General features: G+C 75.5%; 19 protein-coding genes. 13 read left to right on the top strand and 6 right to left on the bottom strand.

Annotation, left to right across the window (positions count from 1 at the left end; genetic code table 11):
• Positions 1 to 18: 18 nt before the first annotated feature.
• The 3 genes from FB586_RS09170 to msrB all read right to left on the bottom strand — a co-directional run bounded on the left by FB586_RS09170 (position 19) and on the right by msrB (position 1,788).
• Positions 19 to 492 (bottom strand): MarR family winged helix-turn-helix transcriptional regulator, encoded by a 474-nt coding sequence (locus FB586_RS09170; protein WP_136519054.1) that lies wholly within the window; start codon positions 490 to 492, stop codon positions 19 to 21.
• A gap of 34 nt (positions 493 to 526) precedes the next feature.
• On the bottom strand, positions 527 to 1,225 hold the full coding sequence (locus FB586_RS09165; RefSeq protein WP_246036669.1) for an NERD domain-containing protein: 699 nt from the start codon (positions 1,223 to 1,225) through the stop codon (positions 527 to 529).
• A gap of 143 nt (positions 1,226 to 1,368) precedes the next feature.
• Positions 1,369 to 1,788 (bottom strand): peptide-methionine (R)-S-oxide reductase MsrB, encoded by a 420-nt coding sequence (gene msrB / locus FB586_RS09160; RefSeq protein ID WP_136519052.1) that lies wholly within the window; start codon positions 1,786 to 1,788, stop codon positions 1,369 to 1,371.
• A gap of 217 nt (positions 1,789 to 2,005) precedes the next feature.
• Between msrB and FB586_RS20010 the strand changes: the two genes are divergently transcribed.
• From FB586_RS20010 to FB586_RS19410, 8 genes are all read left to right on the top strand, one after another.
• Positions 2,006 to 4,210: a putative bifunctional diguanylate cyclase/phosphodiesterase gene (locus FB586_RS20010; protein ID WP_246036668.1), complete on the top strand. Its 2,205-nt coding sequence runs from the start codon at positions 2,006 to 2,008 to the stop codon at positions 4,208 to 4,210.
• Positions 4,211 to 4,327: 117 nt separating this feature from the next.
• Positions 4,328 to 5,035, top strand: a complete 708-nt coding sequence (locus tag FB586_RS09150) for a SipW-dependent-type signal peptide-containing protein (protein ID WP_136519051.1) — start codon at positions 4,328 to 4,330, stop codon at positions 5,033 to 5,035.
• Between the two features lie 11 nt (positions 5,036 to 5,046).
• Positions 5,047 to 5,772, top strand: a complete 726-nt coding sequence (locus FB586_RS09145) for a signal peptidase I (protein WP_136519050.1) — start codon at positions 5,047 to 5,049, stop codon at positions 5,770 to 5,772.
• Between the two features lie 19 nt (positions 5,773 to 5,791).
• On the top strand, positions 5,792 to 6,034 hold the full coding sequence (locus FB586_RS09140) for a hypothetical protein (protein ID WP_136519049.1): 243 nt from the start codon (positions 5,792 to 5,794) through the stop codon (positions 6,032 to 6,034).
• Between the two features lie 148 nt (positions 6,035 to 6,182).
• The gene (locus FB586_RS09135; protein ID WP_136519048.1) at positions 6,183 to 7,361 is read left to right on the top strand and encodes an LLM class flavin-dependent oxidoreductase; all 1,179 of its coding nucleotides are present in this window, start codon (positions 6,183 to 6,185) and stop codon (positions 7,359 to 7,361) included.
• Positions 7,362 to 7,473: 112 nt separating this feature from the next.
• Complete coding sequence (locus FB586_RS09130) at positions 7,474 to 8,091, top strand: FMN reductase (protein WP_136519047.1); 618 nt, start codon at positions 7,474 to 7,476, stop codon at positions 8,089 to 8,091.
• 74 nt (positions 8,092 to 8,165) lie between these two features.
• Positions 8,166 to 8,510 carry a PadR family transcriptional regulator gene (locus FB586_RS09125; protein WP_222928334.1) on the top strand — a complete coding sequence of 115 codons (345 nt, stop codon included), beginning with the start codon at positions 8,166 to 8,168 and terminating at the stop codon, positions 8,508 to 8,510.
• Positions 8,507 to 9,031, top strand: a complete 525-nt coding sequence (locus tag FB586_RS19410; RefSeq protein WP_168800517.1) for an HAAS signaling domain-containing protein — start codon at positions 8,507 to 8,509, stop codon at positions 9,029 to 9,031. The genes FB586_RS09125 and FB586_RS19410 overlap by 4 nt, the downstream gene beginning before the upstream one ends.
• Before the next feature lie 163 nt (positions 9,032 to 9,194).
• Here FB586_RS19410 and FB586_RS09115 read toward each other — a convergent pair whose 3' ends face one another.
• Positions 9,195 to 9,467: an iron-sulfur cluster assembly accessory protein gene (locus FB586_RS09115; RefSeq protein WP_136519046.1), complete on the bottom strand. Its 273-nt coding sequence runs from the start codon at positions 9,465 to 9,467 to the stop codon at positions 9,195 to 9,197.
• A 220-nt stretch (positions 9,468 to 9,687) separates the two neighbouring features.
• Positions 9,688 to 10,452, bottom strand: coding sequence for an endonuclease/exonuclease/phosphatase family protein (locus FB586_RS09110; protein WP_136519045.1), 765 nt, complete (start codon positions 10,450 to 10,452; stop codon positions 9,688 to 9,690).
• Between the two features lie 96 nt (positions 10,453 to 10,548).
• Here FB586_RS09110 and FB586_RS09105 point away from each other — a divergent pair, with 96 nt between their 5' ends.
• A complete protein-coding gene (locus FB586_RS09105) occupies positions 10,549 to 11,244 on the top strand; it encodes a nucleotidyltransferase family protein (protein ID WP_136519044.1) in 696 nt (231 codons plus the stop codon).
• Between the two features lie 33 nt (positions 11,245 to 11,277).
• On the top strand, positions 11,278 to 11,622 hold the full coding sequence (locus tag FB586_RS09100) for an MmcQ/YjbR family DNA-binding protein (RefSeq protein ID WP_136519043.1): 345 nt from the start codon (positions 11,278 to 11,280) through the stop codon (positions 11,620 to 11,622).
• A gap of 7 nt (positions 11,623 to 11,629) precedes the next feature.
• Here the strand turns inward: FB586_RS09100 and FB586_RS09095 are convergent, their stop codons facing one another.
• Positions 11,630 to 13,537, bottom strand: coding sequence for an ABC transporter ATP-binding protein (locus tag FB586_RS09095; protein ID WP_222928333.1), 1,908 nt, complete (start codon positions 13,535 to 13,537; stop codon positions 11,630 to 11,632).
• 75 nt (positions 13,538 to 13,612) lie between these two features.
• Between FB586_RS09095 and FB586_RS09090 the strand changes: the two genes are divergently transcribed.
• The 3 genes from FB586_RS09090 to FB586_RS09080 all read left to right on the top strand — a co-directional run bounded on the left by FB586_RS09090 (position 13,613) and on the right by FB586_RS09080 (position 17,058).
• Positions 13,613 to 14,218: a TetR/AcrR family transcriptional regulator gene (locus FB586_RS09090; RefSeq protein WP_136519042.1), complete on the top strand. Its 606-nt coding sequence runs from the start codon at positions 13,613 to 13,615 to the stop codon at positions 14,216 to 14,218.
• A gap of 73 nt (positions 14,219 to 14,291) precedes the next feature.
• Complete coding sequence (locus FB586_RS09085) at positions 14,292 to 15,086, top strand: aldo/keto reductase (protein ID WP_136519041.1); 795 nt, start codon at positions 14,292 to 14,294, stop codon at positions 15,084 to 15,086.
• Between the two features lie 370 nt (positions 15,087 to 15,456).
• The gene (locus FB586_RS09080) at positions 15,457 to 17,058 is read left to right on the top strand and encodes a methyl-accepting chemotaxis protein (RefSeq protein ID WP_136519040.1); all 1,602 of its coding nucleotides are present in this window, start codon (positions 15,457 to 15,459) and stop codon (positions 17,056 to 17,058) included.
• Positions 17,059 to 17,061 lie beyond the last annotated feature (3 nt).

Here is a 17,061-nt window from a genome sequence, read left to right as displayed (position 1 = left end):
GTCGCGGTGGTGCCGCGTCTAGGGCGCCGCGTCGGGGTCCGCCCCCGCACGGCGCATCCGGTCGTGGATCGCCGTGTTCAGGCGCTCCAGCCGCTCGGCGAGCGCGTCCAGCTCCTCCGGGGACCACGCGTCGAGCGCATCCCGGAACCACTCCCGCCGCGCCTGCCGGGCCGCCTGCAGGCGGCGCTCCCCCTCCTCCGTGAGCCGCAGGGGGTGGCTGCGCGAGTCGTGGGGGTCCGCCTCGCGGGTCACGAGCGCGAGCCGCTCGAGGCGGGCCAGCTGCCGGGACATCGTCCCGCGGCCCACGCCGAGACGGTCCGCGAGGTCGCTCGCGCGCGTGCCGGGCTCCGCCGCGACCGCGGACAGCAGCGAGTACGCCGACGGGTCCAGGTCCGGGTGGACGGCCCGTGCCACGTGGGCCGCGGAGGCCCGCGCGCGGCGGACGAACAGGCCGAGCTCTCGCTCGAGCCGCAGCACGGGGTCCTCGGTCATGACCCCATCCTGGCGCAGGGCGGCGCGCCGGCGGTCAGCGGGCCCACGTGGTGCGCCGCCGCGCCATCTGCGCGAAGGCGTGCACCCGGACCCGGTCCAGCCGCTCCGGCATGAGACGGAAGACGTTCGGCACCTCGTGCCGGGCCACGACGAGCGCGTCCTGCGGCGGCTGCGTCGGGTCGCGCTCGAGGTCGCCGTCGACCACGAGGACCGCCCGCACCGTCACGCCCGCGCACCCGGCGGACTGCAGCAGGCCCTGCACCCGCGCCGCCTCCAGGCGGGCGTCGCGCAGGTACGGGACCGCGCGCTCGTCGACGCGCATGGTGCGCGCCTCGACGCGCACCCGGCTGCCCGGGTGCCGGCGCTCGGCGACCGTGAAGATGCCGCCCGGGCCGATGAGCAGGTGCTCGACGACCGTGCCCTGGCGTCCCAGGGGGACGTCGTGCACGGTCTGCCAGCCGGCCTCCGCCAGCCGGTCGAGCCGCACCCCGACCGGGCTGCCGCGCTCGCCGCGCGGGCGGTCGGGGCCGAGCCACGCGTCCAGGCCCGCCTCGTCGAGCGCGTCCAGCGAGCCCGTCGCGCGCGGCATGGGGAGCACGAGCTCGGGCACGTCGGCGCGCAGGTACTCCTGGGCGGCACGGCGCAGCCCGGCCTCGAGGACGGGGTCGTCGACGACCACCTCGCCGGACTGCAGGTCGACCGAGCCGACACGGCCGCCGCTCTCGTGCGTCACGAAGAGTCGGTCGGCTCCGTACCGCCGCCATCGCCGGACTGTCAGGACCTCCTCCACGCCGTCATTATCGGCACGCCGCGCAGGGGACTTCAGTCACCTGCAGGAGGTTGTTCTCCCGTGCGCGGCGTGTCCGCGGCGTGTCGTCAGCCCTGCTCGGAGGAGCCCGCGGCGGGCTCGAACGTCAGGCTCAGCGAGTTCATGCAGTACCGGTCGCCGGTGGGCGTCTGCGGCGCGTCGTCGAAGACGTGGCCCAGGTGGGAGCCGCAGCGCGCGCACCGCACCTCGGTGCGGACCATGCCGTGGCTGCGGTCCTCCAGAAGCTCCACGCGGTCGCCCGCGAGCGGCGAGAAGAAGCTCGGCCAGCCGCAGTGCGCGTCGAACTTCGTGTCCGAGCGGAACAGCTCGTTGCCGCACGCGCGGCACCGGTACACGCCCTCCCGGCGCTCGCCGAGCAGCTCACCGGTCCACGGCCGCTCCGTGCCGGCGCGGCGCAGCACCGCGAACTCCTGCGGCTCGAGCTCGAGCGCCCACTGCTCGTCGGTCTTCTGGACGGGGTAGCCCACGTCGTCCTCCTTCGGGTCGGTGACCGTGCCAACACCGGATGCCGCCGTCGCGTTCCCGCGGCCGGCCCGCCGCGCCGGGGTGCACGGGTGTCGTGCCCGCGCGGGCGGACCACCTACGCTGGCCGGGATCCGCCGCCGGAGCTCCACGTCGCCCCCTCGAGGTCCTGTGCCGCACACGTCCCGCCGTCGCCGGAGCTTCACGCGCACGTTCGCGCTGGTGAGCTCGCTCGGGATGGCCGCCGTGGGCGTCGCCCTCGTCCTCGTCACGTCGACCCAGATGCAGCGGCAGGCGACGGCCGACGGCACGGCGCTCGCCCGGATCGTCGCGAGCTACGCGTCGAGCGCGGTGCCGTCCAACGCCTTCCTCACGGGCGTGCTGTCCGACGACGTCGCGGACCAGGTCGCGCGCCGCACGTCGGGCTTCGAGGCGGACCTGGTGGAGCTGCGGCTGTGGAGCCTCGACGGACGCCTCATGTACAGCTCCGACCCGTCCGCGACGAGCGGGGTCGCCCACACCACGCGGTTCGACGAGGTCCTGCGCACCGGCGAGCCGGACGCGGTCGTGCAGGACGACGTGCGGCGGGTCACGGCCGGCGGCGCCGCCGAGCTCGTGGTGCTCGACGTCTACACGCCGGTGACGACGGACGTCACCGGGGACGCGGCCGCCGTCGGGCCGACGCCCGGCGCGGAGCCCGCGCCCGGCCCGGCGCCGGCGGCGACGACCGGCGCCGGGCGCGGCGAGACGGTGGGCGTCGCCGAGGTCGTGCTCGACCACTCCGCGACGCAGGCCACGCTGGGCGAGGCACGCCGCGGCGTCGCCGTCGCGGTGGCGGCGAGCCTGGTGGTCCTGTGGGTCCTGCTGTTCCGGATCGTCACGAGCACGTCCCGACGGCTGCGGACGGCCGCGCTGGAGAACGCCCGGCTGGCCATGGTCGACTCGCTCACGGGCCTGCCCAACCGCCGGCTGCTGGCAGAGCAGATGCGGCGCGCGATCGCCCGCGCCGACGAGGACGACTCGCGCGTGGGGCTGATCCTGCTCGACGTCGACCGGTTCAAGGACATCAACGACACGCTCGGCCACGACCACGGCGACGAGCTGCTCGAGCAGGTGGCGGCCCGCCTGCGCGGGGCGCTGCGCGACGAGGACCTCGTCGCGCGCCTGGGCGGCGACGAGTTCGCGATCCTGCTGCCCGACGTGCGCACGGTGGAGAACGCCGAGCGGCTCGCGCAGCGCGTGCGCGGGCTGTTCTCCCGGCCGTTCGAGCTCGGCGACATGGCGCTGCACATCGAGACGTCGATCGGCGTCGCGTGCCTGCCGGACCACGCCGACGACGCGTCCTCCCTCATGCGCACCGCCGACATCGCGATGTACGTCGCGAAGGACCGCCGCACCGGCGTCGCCGTCTACTCCCCCGACGTCGACGACTCCTCGCCGGCCCGGCTGGTGCTGCTCGGGGAGCTGCACGCGGCCATCGAGCGGCAGGCGCGCAGCCGCGGCGCGGTGCTCGCCGACGGCGCGGACGCGGACGACGACGAGCCCCTGCGGGAGGGTGACGACGCGCACGCCTCCGCCCGTGCCGGCCGCCGGCTCCCTGCGTGGCCGGGCCGCGCGGCACGCGCCACCCGCGCCGACGGCGCCGCGCGGGCGCACGAGGGCGCGCCGGGACCTGCGGCGGAGGTCCCCGCCGCGCAGCTCGAGATGCACTACCAGCCGAAGATCGAGCTCGCGACGGGCCGGACGGTCGGCTACGAGGCGCTCCTTCGGTGGCGCCACCCGACGCGCGGCGTCCTGCTGCCGGGCACGTTCATCCCGCTCGCGGAGCAGTCGGGGCTCATCCACGAGGTGACCCAGCTCGCGCTGACGGAGTCGGTGCGGCAGCTCGCCGACTGGCACCGGGCCGGCCAGGACGTGCCGGTCGCCGTGAACCTGTCGGCGCACGACGTGGCGTCGTCGGCCGTCGTGGACACCATCGAGCAGCTGCTGGAGGAGCACGCCGTGCCGGCCCGCCTGCTCGAGGTGGAGATCACGGAGACGGCCATCGTCGCCGACCGCTCCCGTGTCGTGCCCGTGCTGCACCGGCTGGGCGAGCTGGGCGTGCGCGTGGCCATCGACGACTTCGGGATCGGCACCACGTCGATCTCGCAGCTGCGCGACCTGCCGGTGGACGAGCTGAAGATCGACCGCCTGTTCGTCACCGACCTCGGCGAGCACGCGCGCGAGGGGTCGGAGGTGGTCGTGCAGGCCATGGTGGACCTCGCGCACTCGTTCGGGCTGTCGGTCGTGGCGGAGGGCGTCGAGGACCGCGCGACGGCGCACGTGCTCGAGCGGCTGGGCGTCGACCGCGCCCAGGGGTACCTGTGGGCGCGCCCCCAGCCCGCGACGCTCGTCGGCGTGCACGGCGCCGCCGACATCACTCGATAGGGTGAACCCGGTGCGGATCGCTCAAGTCGGCCGCCCTCCTGCCGACAACGCCGACAGGCCGGCCTCCGCCCTGGAGCCGTCGGCGGCCCGACGTACGACCGAACGGGGGACGCCCGCATGATGGACGAGGTGCTCGAGGAGATGATCGACCCGGCACCCCCGCGCGAGGAGGTGCTGCGCCGGCGCCGGCTCTGGACGACCGGGGCGATCCTCGGGATGGCCGCCCTGGGCGCGACGTCGCTCACGACCGCGGCCGTCTTCACCGACCGGGACACGACCGAGGGCGGCATCACCACGGGCACGCTCGTGCTCGAGACCGCCGAGACGCTCGAGTTCACGCTGCCCGAGGGGAACCTCGCGCCCGGGGACACCACGTACGCGCCGATGCAGCTGGCGAACGGCGGGTCGCTCGCGCTGCGGTACGCCCTGTCGCTCGTGTCGGAGGCGGAGCCCGGTCCCGGCGGCGGGGACCTGCGCGACCGGCTGCGGCTCGACGTGTACCAGGGGGTCACGCCCGAGGCGTGCCGGGCGCTGGAGACGGCGTCGACGCCCCCGGCGGACCGGGTCGGCGGCTGGCCCCGCGACGCGGCCACGTTCGGGCTGCCGAAGACGCTCACCCCGGTCGTGGGCGACCCGAGCCGCGGCGAGGACCCGACCGAGGGCGCGGAGCCCGGTGACCGCACGCTGATCGCCGGGCAGGGCGAGACGCTCTGCCTGGCGCTGACGATGCAGAAGGCGGACGACGACAGCGACAACCCCTTCCAGGGCACCTCGGCCACCGTGCGCTTCCAGGTCGACTCCGAGCAGACGGTGAACAACAGCTGACCGCGTCGCTCATGGCACCACCGACCCGGACGTCGCCACCGTTCGTCGACCGCCGCGCCCCGCGCGCGGCGGCGGCACGGCGACGCGCCCGTCCGACGTGGCGGGGGGCGCTGCGGGCGGGGCTGTGGGCGGTCGTGGTCGCCGGGGTCCTGGCGTACCTCACCACCCTCGCGGTGCCGCTGTGGTACCAGACGCAGGGGCAGCGGCTGCTCCTCGTCACGTCGGGGAGCATGGAGCCGCGCTTCTCGGCCGGCGACGTCGTGGTGCTGCGCTCGGTGACGGACCCCTCGGAGCTGCGGCCCGGACTGGTGGTGACGTTCCAGCCCGTGGGGTCCAGCGAGCTGGTGACCCACCGCATCGTCTCGGTGCAGCCGCTGCCCGCCATGGAGCCCGTGGCGGGGCAGGACGGGCCGATGCGGCCGCTGCTGAACGCCGACGGCGAGCCGCTGCTGCAGACCTACATCACGACCCAGGGCGACGCGAACGCCGCGCCCGACCCCGACGCCACACCGGTGGAGCGTGTGCGCGGCGTGCTGCTGCGCGTGCACGAGGGCTGGGGCCGGTGGCTGGAGTGGGGCACGTCGGCGGTGGGACGCGCGACGCTCCTCGTGCCGGCGCTGGTCGCGCTCGCCGGGCTCGAGCTGGTGTCGCTCGCCGAGAGCCGCCGGCGCCGGCGGCGAGCACCGGCCCGCCCCGTGCCGCCCGACAGGGGGATCGATGCGCTCCTCGCGGACTGAGCCGCGGCGGGGCAGCCGGGTGCGCCTCGCCGTCGTGCTGCTCGTCGTCGGCCTGGCCGCCGCCGGGCCCGCGGTCGACCGCACGGGCGCGGTCCTCACGGACACCACCACCGTCACCGTGACGGTGTCCGTCGCGCCGTCCCCGCCCCCGGGCGGAGGGACGACGGGCGGGACGGACGGCACGACGGACGGCACCACGGGCGGGACGACGGGCACCACGGGCGGCACCACGGGCGCCGAGGTCGCCGGCACCGCCGGCTGACCGCGCGCTGCGTCCGGCAGGCCTCGCGGGCCGCCGCCGTGACGGACGTCGCCCCGCCGGGGCTGGGCGGAATACCGTGCGACGTGGCACCGTTGAGGCGGCTGTTCGATGCAAACGCATCGACTTGGATCGGAACCAGAGGTGCGACATGCAGTTCGGGATCTTCTCGGTCGGCGACGTCACGACCGATCCCACGACCGGGCGGACCCCCGACGACACCGAGCGCGTCCGCGCGATGCTCACCATCGCCGAGCACGCCGACGCCGCCGGGCTCGACGTCTTCGCCACCGGGGAGCACCACAACCCGCCGTTCGTGCCGTCGTCGCCCACGACGATGCTCGGCTACCTGGCGGGCCGGACGAAGAACATCATCCTGTCCACCGCCACGACCCTCATCACCACCAACGACCCGGTCCGCCTCGCCGAGGAGTACGCGATGCTCCAGGTCGTCAGCGGCGGGCGCATGGACCTCATGATGGGCCGCGGCAACACCGGCCCCGTCTACCCGTGGTTCGGCAAGGACATCCGCCAGGGCATCCCGCTCGCGATCGAGAACTACGCGCTGCTGCGCCGGCTGTGGGAGGAGGACGTCGTCGACTGGAGCGGCAAGTTCCGCACGCCGCTGCAGGGCTTCACGTCCACCCCGCGCCCGCTCGACGGCGTGCCCCCGTTCGTCTGGCACGGCTCGATCCGCTCCCCCGAGATCGCCGAGCAGGCCGCCTACTACGGCGACGGGTTCCTGCACAACGCGATCTTCTGGCCCATGCAGCACACCGCGCAGATGGTGAATTTCTACCGCCAGCGCTACGAGCACCACGGCCACGGCCGCGCCGACCAGGCGATCGTCGGCCTCGGCGGCCAGGTGTTCGTGCGCAAGAGCTCGCAGGCCGCGTGGGACGAGTTCCGGCCCTACTTCGACGTCGCCCCCGTCTACGGCCACGGGCCGTCGATGGAGGACTTCACGCGCGAGACGCCGCTCACGGTGGGCAGCCCGCAGCAGGTCATCGACCGGTACGGCGCCTTCTGGGAGCAGGTCGGGCACTACCAGCGGCAGATGTTCCTCATCGACCACGCCGGCCTGCCGCTCAAGACCGTGCTCGAGCAGATCGACATCCTGGCCGAGGACGTCGTCCCGGTGCTCCGCAAGGAGGCCGAGGCGCGCCGCCCCGCCGACGTGCCGGCGAACCCGCCGTCGCACGCCGACCGCGTCGCCGCCGCCCGTGCCGCGGGCGCCGTCCCGGCGGCCGCCGTCGCCGCCGCGGACCACTGGACCGGCCGCACCGCGGAGGACGACCTCGACGCCGCCGACGCGGCGACCGTCCGCTGACGCACCCCTGACCGCCGGGCGTCCGCCCCGCCCCTCCCCCCTGCCGGGGCGGGCGTCCGGCCCCCGACCACACCACCCCGCACCACCCGCAGCACCGGAAGAAGGCTCCACCATGACCGCACGCTCGATCGTCGTCGTCTCCGGCGGCCTGTCGCAGCCGTCGTCGACGCGCATGCTGGCCGACCGCCTCGCGGACGCCACCGTGTCCGCTCTGGCGGAGCGCGGCGTCGAGGCCCGCGTGACCGTCGTCGAGCTGCGCGACCTCGCGCACGAGGTCGTCGACATGACCCTCACGGGCTACGCGCGCGGCGGGCTGGCCGAGGCGCAGGAGGCGCTCGCCGGTGCCGACGGCGTCGTCGCCGTCACGCCCGTCTACACCGCGTCCTACGCGGGGCTGTTCAAGTCGTTCGTCGACGTGCTCGACAAGGACGCGCTGCGCGGGACGCCGGTCGTCCTCGGCGCGACCGGCGGCACTGCCCGCCACTCGCTGGTCGTCGAGCACGCGCTGCGGCCCCTGTTCGCGTACCTGGGCGCCGACGTGGTCCCGACGGGCGTGTTCGCCGCGACCGACGACTGGGCCGAGGCGGGGACGGACGACGTGCGCCCCCTGCCCGACCGCATCCGCCGCGCGGGCGAGCAGCTCGCCGAGCGCGTCGCGGCCCGCGAGCCGGCGCGCCGGGTGGGGCTGTACGACGCGGTGCCGTCCTTCGAGGACCTGCTGGGCGCCTGAGCGCGTCGCCGTCCGGCGCGCGCGTGCCGCGCATCGCTACCTTGCGGTGCAAGGTTCCCTGCTAGAGTCGGCACGTGGCGAGCGACATCGACGGCGTGCTGACGCAGCTGCGCAAGGGTGTGCTCGAGTACTGCGTCCTGGCACTCCTGGCGGAGCACCCGAGCTACGGGCTGGAGCTCGCCCACCGGCTCGGGCGCCACCGCGTCCTCTTCGGCAGCGAGGGCACCTTGTACCCGCTGCTCTCCCGGCTGCGCCGCCAGGGGTGGGTCGACTCCACCTGGCGCGAGTCGACCGCGGGCCCACCGCGGCGCTACTACGAGCTCACCGACTCGGGTCGCACGGCTCTGGCGACGTTCGTCCAGGCGTGGCAACCCTTCAGTGCGGATGTCCGGACGGTTCTCGCGGGAGTTGACCGATGACGGCGAAGCTGCAGCACCCCCTGGCGCAGGCCTACCTGGACGACCTCGAGCGCGCGCTGAGCGGGGCGGACCCGCGCGAGCGCGCCGACACCCTGGCGTCCGTCCGGGAGCACCTGACGGAGGCGCTCCCGGGGAACGCGTCGTCGGAGGACGTGCGCGGCGTCCTGGCCGAGCTGGGCCCGGTGGACGCGATCGCCTCGATCGCGACCGGCGCCGCACCCGCGACGAGCCCGTCCCGTCCGACCCGCGGGCTCGCCGTGGTCGCGACGGCGGCGGCGATCGCCGGAGCCCTGCTCCTTCTGCCCGTGCCCGTCGTCGGGGTGCCGCTGGCCCTGATCGGGCTGGTCGCGGCGATCGTGCACCTGCGCACGGGAGAGAGGAGCGGCCGACCGCTCGCACGGGCCGCGCTGGTCGTCGCGGTGCTCACCCTGCTCGCAGCGGCGGTCCTCGCACTGACCCTGCTCGCCGCCTCCGAGTCGGTGCCGACGCAGGATCCCGTGCAGACGGCCCCGGCACGGTGACCCGGGAGGAGAGCGACGCCGGACGGCGGCGCGACTCCTCTCGTCCCCTGCGTGGTCCGACACCCGTGCCTTTCGGGCGCACGGCCCGGCCGACGCACGACGCCCCCGGCACCGCTCGGTGCCGGGGGCGTCGCCGCGGGTGCCGCCGGTCGGCGGCCGCACGTCACTGGTGGGTCAGCGTGAACGCCGTGCCCGTGCCGGTCGCCTCGACGTCCAGGCGCTGGTCCGTCAGGGTCTGCGCGGTGCGGCTGTCCACGTAGACGTGGGCGCCGCCCTCCGTGACGACGTCGTCGCCCGGGTCGGGCCCGGCGACGAGCGCGAGCTCGAAGCCGCCCGAGTCCTGCTCGGCGATCCGCAGGCCGCCCTCCTGGGGCAGGCCGGCGCGCTGGGTGAGGGTCTCGACGGCGGTGCGGGCGTTGTCGGTCAGGGTGAGCACGCGTGCTCCTCTCTGCTCGCCTGGTGACGCCGTCCCCTCCGGCCGGGGGCCGTCGGGGTCGACGCCGTCGGTCGTGCTCCACCGTGACCAGCGCTCCCCGTCGCACGCAAACGCTCGTCCGCTGGGCGAGACCCGTCGCGACACGCCGCGGGCCCCGGGTGCGCCCGCGTCGGCGACGACGTACCTTGCGCCTCCGCGGGGAGCCGTCGACCCGGCGCCGTCAGCCGACCGCGACGTCCACGACGAGCGCGCGGTGGTCCGAGAGGCCGAGATCGAGGGCCCGCGCCCCCGACGCCGCACGCACGCGGCCGCTGCCGAGCACGTGGTCGAGCTGACGCTGCGGGGTCCCCAGCGGGTACGTCGACGCGCGCGCCAGCGACCGCATGCCCGACACGCGCGCCGGGCGGTCGCCGGTCATGTTCAGGTCACCCATGAGCACGCGCGGGCCCGGGAGCGTGCGGGTCGCCCGCACGGCGTGCCGCAGCTGGCGCGCGTTCCAGCCCGGGATGAACGTCAGGTGCGTGCCGACCACGGTGCACGGCCCGTCCTCGTGCTCCACGACGGCCGCGATCGCCGACCGGGGCTCGTCGCGCACGAGCACGGGCCAGCGCGCGTCGGGGAACCGGATGGGCGTGCGGCGGCGCAGCGCGGGCAGCGCCACGACCCGCCAGTCGCGCACCGGCAGGCGCGAGAGCAGCGCGATGCCGTAGGCGGCCGTGCTCGGCTGGGCGTCGCCCGTCGCGGCGACCCACAGGTCGGGCTCGCCGTGCAGCGTCGCGACGAACCGGTGGTGCTCGGCGCCCATCGCCTCGGCCGCGAGCGCCGTGAGGTCGGCGCCGTGCGAGCGCGCCTGCCCGCGGTCGACCTCCTGGAGCGCGAGGACGTCGGCGTCGAGGCGCCGCACCGCGGCGGTGAACCGGTCGAGGTCGACGCGCCCGTCGACCGTCGAGCGCCCGTGCAGGATGTTGAAGGTGGCCAGCCGCACGCTGGGATTCTGACCCGGGGCGCGCGTCCCCGCGCGGGCAGGGACGGCCTGCCCGCTCGCCCTGCGGACCGGCCGCGGCCGGTGTAGACACCGTGCATGCCCTCCGAGACGACGCCTGCCGCGGGCACCCCGCCCCTGACCGGCGCTGCCCCGCCGCCGCTGCCCGCCCCGACCGGGGCCGAGACGCCCGACGACCGCGCCGTGCTGCAGGACGGCCTGCGCCGCACCGCCGTCGCCCTGCTCGAGGCCGAGATCCCGTTCGCCCTCGTCGGCGGGTACGCCGCGTGGGCGCGCGGTGCGCCGGAGCCGAGCCACGACGCCGACTTCGCCATCGCGGAGGAGGACGTCGACCGCGCGAAGCGTGCCCTCGCCGCGGCCGGCCTCGACGTGCAGCAGCCGGCGGAGAACTGGCTGTTCAAGGCGTACCACCACGGCCAGCTGGTCGACGTGCTGTTCCGCATGGTCGGCGAGCCGGTGACGTACGCGCAGCTCGAGCGGGCCGAGCAGCTCGAGGTGCTGGCCGTGCGCATGCCCGTGCTGCCCGCCACGGACATCATCTCGGCGAAGATGCGCGTGCTCGGCGAGCACTACTGCGACTTCACGTGGCTGCTGCCGATGGCCCGGGCCCTGCGCGAGCAGATCGACTGGGCGCAGGTCCGCACGGACGTCGAGGGGCAGCCGTACGCGCGCGCGTTCCTCTACCTGGCCGACGAGCTCGGCCTGACGGGCGGCGACGGCGGCCGGATGACCGCGACGCCGGGACGCAGCGAGCCGGGCGGCGGCGAGGACTGACCGGACGTCGGTGGTCCGCGTCACCCTGGTGACGTGGACCTCGACGACGTACGCCGCCTCGCCCTCGCGCTGCCGGAGGTGACCGAGCGGCCCAGCTGGGGCCGCCCGGCCTGGTTCCACCGCGCCCTGGTCGGCCGCATGTGGGACGACGACCGGCTCACGGTGCGGGTGGAGGACGACGGGGAGCGGCGCGCGCTCGTCGCGCAGCAGCCCGACCTGTACTCGACCACGGACCACCACGCCGGCACGAACCTCGTGCTGGTCGACCTGCGGGTCGCGGACCCGGCGCTCGTCGGCGCGCTGCTCGCGCAGTCGTGGTGGTGGGCGGCGCCGCCCGTGCTGCGGCGGCGCCACCCGGACCTGGGCCCGCCCGCCTGACGGGCCGTCACACCGGGACGCCGGCGCCCTCGTCCGCGGGTGCGTCGTCCCGGATGCGCAGCGCCTCGACGAGCTCGCGGTACAGCGCGTCCTCGGCGAGCAGCTGCGCGTGCGTCCCGCGCGCCCGCACGCGCCCCTCCTCCATGACGAGGATCGTGTCCGCGTCGACGACGGTGGAGAGCCGGTGCGCGACGGTGACGACCGCGCCGGTCGCGGCCATGGCCCGGATGCCGTCGTGCACGGCCGCCTCCGTGAGGCCGTCGACCTGCGCGGTGGCCTCGTCGAGCAGCATGACCTCGGGCCGGCACAGCATGGCCCGCGCGAGGGCGATGCGCTGGCGCTGCCCGCCGGACACGGACGTCTCCGACAGGCGCGTGTCCAGGCCCTCGGGGAGGTCGTCGAACACGCCGCCCAGGCGCACGGCGGCGAGCACGCGCGCGAGCTCCTCCTCGCTCGCCGCGGGGTTGCTGAACAGCAGGTTCTCGCGGATCGTGCCCGGCACGACCGGCGTCTCCTGCTCCACGTACGCGAACCGGGCGCGGACCTCCTCGTGGCTCCACGCCGCGTACGGGCGGCCGTCGAGGAGGATCTCGCCCTCCTGCGGCTCGAGGAAGCGCAGGAGCAGGGAGAACACGGTGGTCTTGCCCGCTCCGGACGGGCCGACGAGGGCCGTGTGCCCGCGCCGCGGCACCACGAGCGACAGGTCCCGCACGGCCGGCTCGCGGTCGGGCCCGTACGCCGCGGTCACGCCGCGCAGCTCCAGGACCGGGACGTCGTCGGACGCCGCGGCCGGGACGGGGCCGGAGGTCGTGACCGGCGGCGCGCCGGGCTCGACGTCCATGGCCTGCACCTCGGCGATCCGGCCGGCCGCGGCGACGCCGGACTGCAGCTGCGTGAGGCTCTGCGTCAGCTCCGTGATGGGGCCGACGATGTTGAACGCGTAGAGCAGGAAGGCGACGAGGCTGGACACCGGGAGGTCGCCCTGCGCGACGCGCCAGGCGCCCAGACCGAGGATGACGATGATGGCGAGCTGGATCCCGCCCCACGCGACCGTCCACGCGAGGGCCGTGGTGCGCACCGCCCGCACCGAGTGGTCGCGCGCCTCCCGCGCGGCGCCGAGGATCGCCGCCGCCTGCCGCGCCTCGGCCCGGCTCGACTTCACCGTGCGCATGGCGCGCAGCGACCCCTCGAGCGTCCCGCCCAGCCGCCCGAGAGCCTCCTGCGACGCCTTCTCCGCGACCCCGATGCCGGGCAGCAGCGCGGCCATGACGGCGCCGACCACGACGATCGCCGCGATCGTCGTGCCGAGCAGGACGAGGTCGAGGACGCCCATGAGCACGAGCGTCCCGACCAGGGCGACCGTGCCGTTCACGAGGCTGACGAGGCTCGACGTCGCCGCCTCCCGGAGCAGGACGGTGTCGGAGGTGACGCGCGTGACGAGCTCCCCGGTCGGACGACCCGTGATCGCCGCGACCGTCGCACGCAGGTAGCGCCGGACGAGCGACTCGCGGGCGTCCAGCACGATCCGCTCGGCGAGCGCACCCATGACGACCCACTGCACGTACCCGACGACCGAGCCGACGACGAACAGGGCGAGCAGCACGGCGACGGGACCCGCGAGCGAGGAGTCGGCGCCGAGCGAGTCGAGGACCCACTTGGTGACCATCGGCGTGGCCAGGGACAGCGCGGTCGCGGCCAGCCCGAGGACGAGGCCGAGCGCCAGCGTGCGCCGGTGCGGCCGGACGAGGTCGAGGAGGATGCGCAGCTGCTCGCCACGCGGCAGCAGCGCGGGGCGGCTCTCGGGTGCGCCGGAGCCGGTGTCGGAGCCGGTGCCGGTGTCGGAGCCGGACGCGACGGCGGCGTCCGGCTGGGCGGGTTCGGGATCGGGGGCGGCAGGGGCGGGGTCGGCGCTCATGGATCGAGTGGAACACTCGTGTTCCACTTCGGTCAACGACAATTCCTCTCCGGCATGGCGATGTACCGTTCGCTCATGGCGAACGACTCCCGGTCCGGCACGGCACCGACGGCGGACGCCTCCGCCGAGTCGGGTGCGCGGGCGCGGACGCGGCAGGCGATCGTCGAGGCCGCGGTCCGGGCCCTCGCCGCGGACCCCGGTGCGTCGCTGGGCCGCGTCGCGGAGCTCGCCGACGTCGGGCGCACGACGCTGCACCGCTACTTCCCCGAGCGCGCCGACCTGCTCGACGCGGTCGCGCGCCACGCCGTCCGGTCCATCGCGGCGGCCCACGACCGCGCCCGGCTCGACGAGGGCACGGCGCTCGAGGCCCTCCTGCGGGTCGCGCAGGAGTACCTCGAGCTGGGCGACCTGCTCACCGTGCTGTTCTCCGGGCTCGTGCCCGAGGAGGCGTGGGCGGACGACGTCATGAACGGCGACGCCCTGGTCCGGCTGTGCGCCCGCGGGCGCACCGACGGCTCCCTCGACCCGCGCCTGCCGGACGACTGGTCGCAGGGCGTGCTGTGGTCCGCGCTCTACCTGTCCTGGTCCACCCTGCGGGCGGGCGACGCCGACCGGCACACCGTCGTGACGAACCTGCTCCTGACGCTCCGCAAGGCGCTGGGCGCGTCGCTGCCGGGCTGAGCGCGCCCCGGGAGGCACCCGGGCGGCCGGCGCTCCGCGCGCGCGAACGCCGGGCCCGTGGTGAGGATGAGTCATGACCGACTCCACGCACCCCCAGACCCCGACCCTGGAGATCCGCGGCGGGCGCATCCCCGTGCTCGGCTTCGGCACGTGGCAGGCCGAGGGCGACGACGCCGAGCTCGCGGTCAGCGCCGCGCTGCAGCTCGGCTACCGGCACGTCGACACCGCGACCGGCTACGGCAACGAGGCCCAGGTCGGCCGCGCGCTGTCCACCCGCGGCATCGACCGCGACGACGTCTTCGTCACCACGAAGCTCCCGCCGGACCACGGCGGCCGCGAGCGCCGGACGCTCACCGAGTCGCTGTCGGCGCTCACCACGGACCACCTGGACCTGTGGCTCGTGCACTGGCCGCCGAACAAGCAGGCGAGCCCCGAGGTGTGGGCCGAGTTCATCAAGGCGCGCGACGAGGGCCTGGTGCGCGCGATCGGCGTGTCGAACTACTCGATCGCGCAGATCGACGAGCTCATCGAGGCGACCGGCGAGGCGCCGGCCGTCAACCAGATCCCCTACTCGCCGGTCGACCACGACCCCGACCTGCTCGCCGCCCACCGCGAGCGCGGCATCGTCGTCGAGGGGTACAGCCCCCTCAAGCGCACGGACCTCGACGCCGAGCCGATCGCGGCCGCCGCGCGCGCCCACGGCGTGACGGCAGCGCAGGTGGTGCTGCGCTGGCACGTGCAGCACGACGTGGTCGTGATCCCGAAGTCCGTGCGGCGCGAGCGCATCGAGGAGAACCTCGGCGCGCTGTCGTTCGAGCTCACGGCCGAGGAGATGGCGGCGATCGACGGGCTCCGCTCGCAGTCCTGACGGGCTCCCCCGGAGAGGGGAGGACGGCGTCGGTCGCGTCGCGGCCGGCGCCGTCGTCGCGTCCGGCGAGCACCGCGGCCGTGCCGCACGACCGGGGCTGCGCCTGCGGCGCGAGGGCCGGACCAGGGTGGTCGCGCTCTCACCTCGCACGTGCTCGCCGCCGTCGTCTCCGACCGGCGAGCACGTCGGGTGCGGTTTACCGAGAACCGTCCCCGTGTGATGCGTCGGGCGCCACGCCGTTGTGCCACCGCCGGACAGGTCTACCCGACGCGCGCACGTGACGTCAACCACAGCCCGCTCCGGTGACCCCTCCCTCAGCACCGCGCCCCGCGCGTCGATCGGGGGTGCAGACCCGGGAGGAGAACGACACATGCGCGGAGCAGGACGGCTGACGGTGGGCCGCAAGCTGGCACTCACGTTCGCGGCGCTGATCGTCGCCATGGCGGGCGTCGCCACGCTGGGCGTGGTCCGCGTCGTCGAGATCGAGGCGCGGCTGACGACCATCAACGACGTCAACAGCGTCAAGCAGCGGTACGCCATCAACTTCCGCGGCAGCGTGCACGACCGCGCGATCGCCCTGCGCGACGTCGTGCTCGCCCGCACTCCGGACGCCGCGGACGCCGCCGTGGCCCAGATCGAGGCGCTCGCCGACGACTACGCGGAGTCGGCGCAGGCCATGGCGACGCTCGTCGCAGGCCCCGACGCGGTGACCGCGCAGGAGCGGGCGGCGCTCGACGAGATCGCCGCGGTCGAGGCCCGGACGCTGCCGCTGGTCGACGAGGTGGTCGCCCTCCAGGCGGCCGGCGACGTCCCGGCGGCGCAGGAGGTCCTGCTGGACCGGGCCGCACCGGCCTTCACCGACTGGCTGGCGGCCATCAACGTGTTCATCGACCTCGAGGAGGAGATGAACCGCGTGGAGACGGCGCACGCGCGCGAGGTCGCGGGCGGCTTCGCGCGGCTCATGGTCGTGGTCACCGCACTCGCGGCGCTCGCCTGCGCGGCGGTCGCGTGGCGCGTCACGCGCGGGGTGACGCGGCCGCTCGGCCGCGCCGCCGACGTCCTGCGCCGCGTCGCGGACCGGGACCTCACGCAGCGGGTCGAGGTCACCGGGCACGACGAGGTCGCGCGCCTGGCGCGCTCGCTCGACACCGCCCTCGACAGCCTCTCGCAGGTCATGGCGGCCTTCCACGCCCGCTCCGACGACCTGGCGCGGATCAGCGACCGCGTCGGCAGCGTGTCGTCGGACATCGCCGACGGCGCCGCCGCGTCGTCCGCGCAGGCCCGCAGCGTCGCCGAGGCGGCCGAGGGGGTCTCCCGCAGCATCGCGGACGTGTCGGCCGGCTCCGAGCAGATGGGCGCGTCGATCGGGGAGATCGCGCGCAGCGCGGAGGACGCGGTGACGATCGGCCGGCGCGCCGTCACGGTCGTCGAGCAGACCGTCGGCACGATCGGCCGCCTCGGCGAGTCGAGCCGGACCGTCGGCGAGGTCGTGCAGCTCATCTCCGCCATCGCCGAGCAGACGAACCTGCTCGCGCTCAACGCGACCATCGAGGCGGCGCGGGCGGGCGACGCCGGCAAGGGCTTCGCGGTCGTCGCCACGGAGGTGAAGGAGCTCTCGCAGGAGACCGCGCGCGCGACGGAGGACGTGGCCCGGCGCATCGCGGCGATCCAGGCGGACACCGAGCAGGCCGTCGCGGCGGTCACCGAGGTCGCCCGCGTGATCCAGGAGATGGACGGCCACCAGCGGGCCATCGCCGTGGCGGTCGAGCAGCAGGCCGCGACGACCGGCGAGATCAACCGCGGCGTCTCCCGGGTGGCCGCCGAGTCGCAACGCATCGCGACGGGCATCGGCGACGTCGCCGACGTCGCCCGCGCGACCACCACGTCCGTCGACGAGTCGCGGCGCGCGGCGCAGGACCTCACGGGCGTCTCGACCGAGCTCGGCGACCTCGTCGGGTCCTACCGGTTCTGACGC

Origin of the sequence: Cellulomonas telluris (assembly GCF_004886325.1) — a bacterium.
GTDB lineage: Bacteria > Actinomycetota > Actinomycetes > Actinomycetales > Cellulomonadaceae > Cellulomonas > Cellulomonas telluris.
Note: the sequence above shows the minus strand (reverse complement) of the source record. Positions and strands in the feature narration are given on the sequence as shown.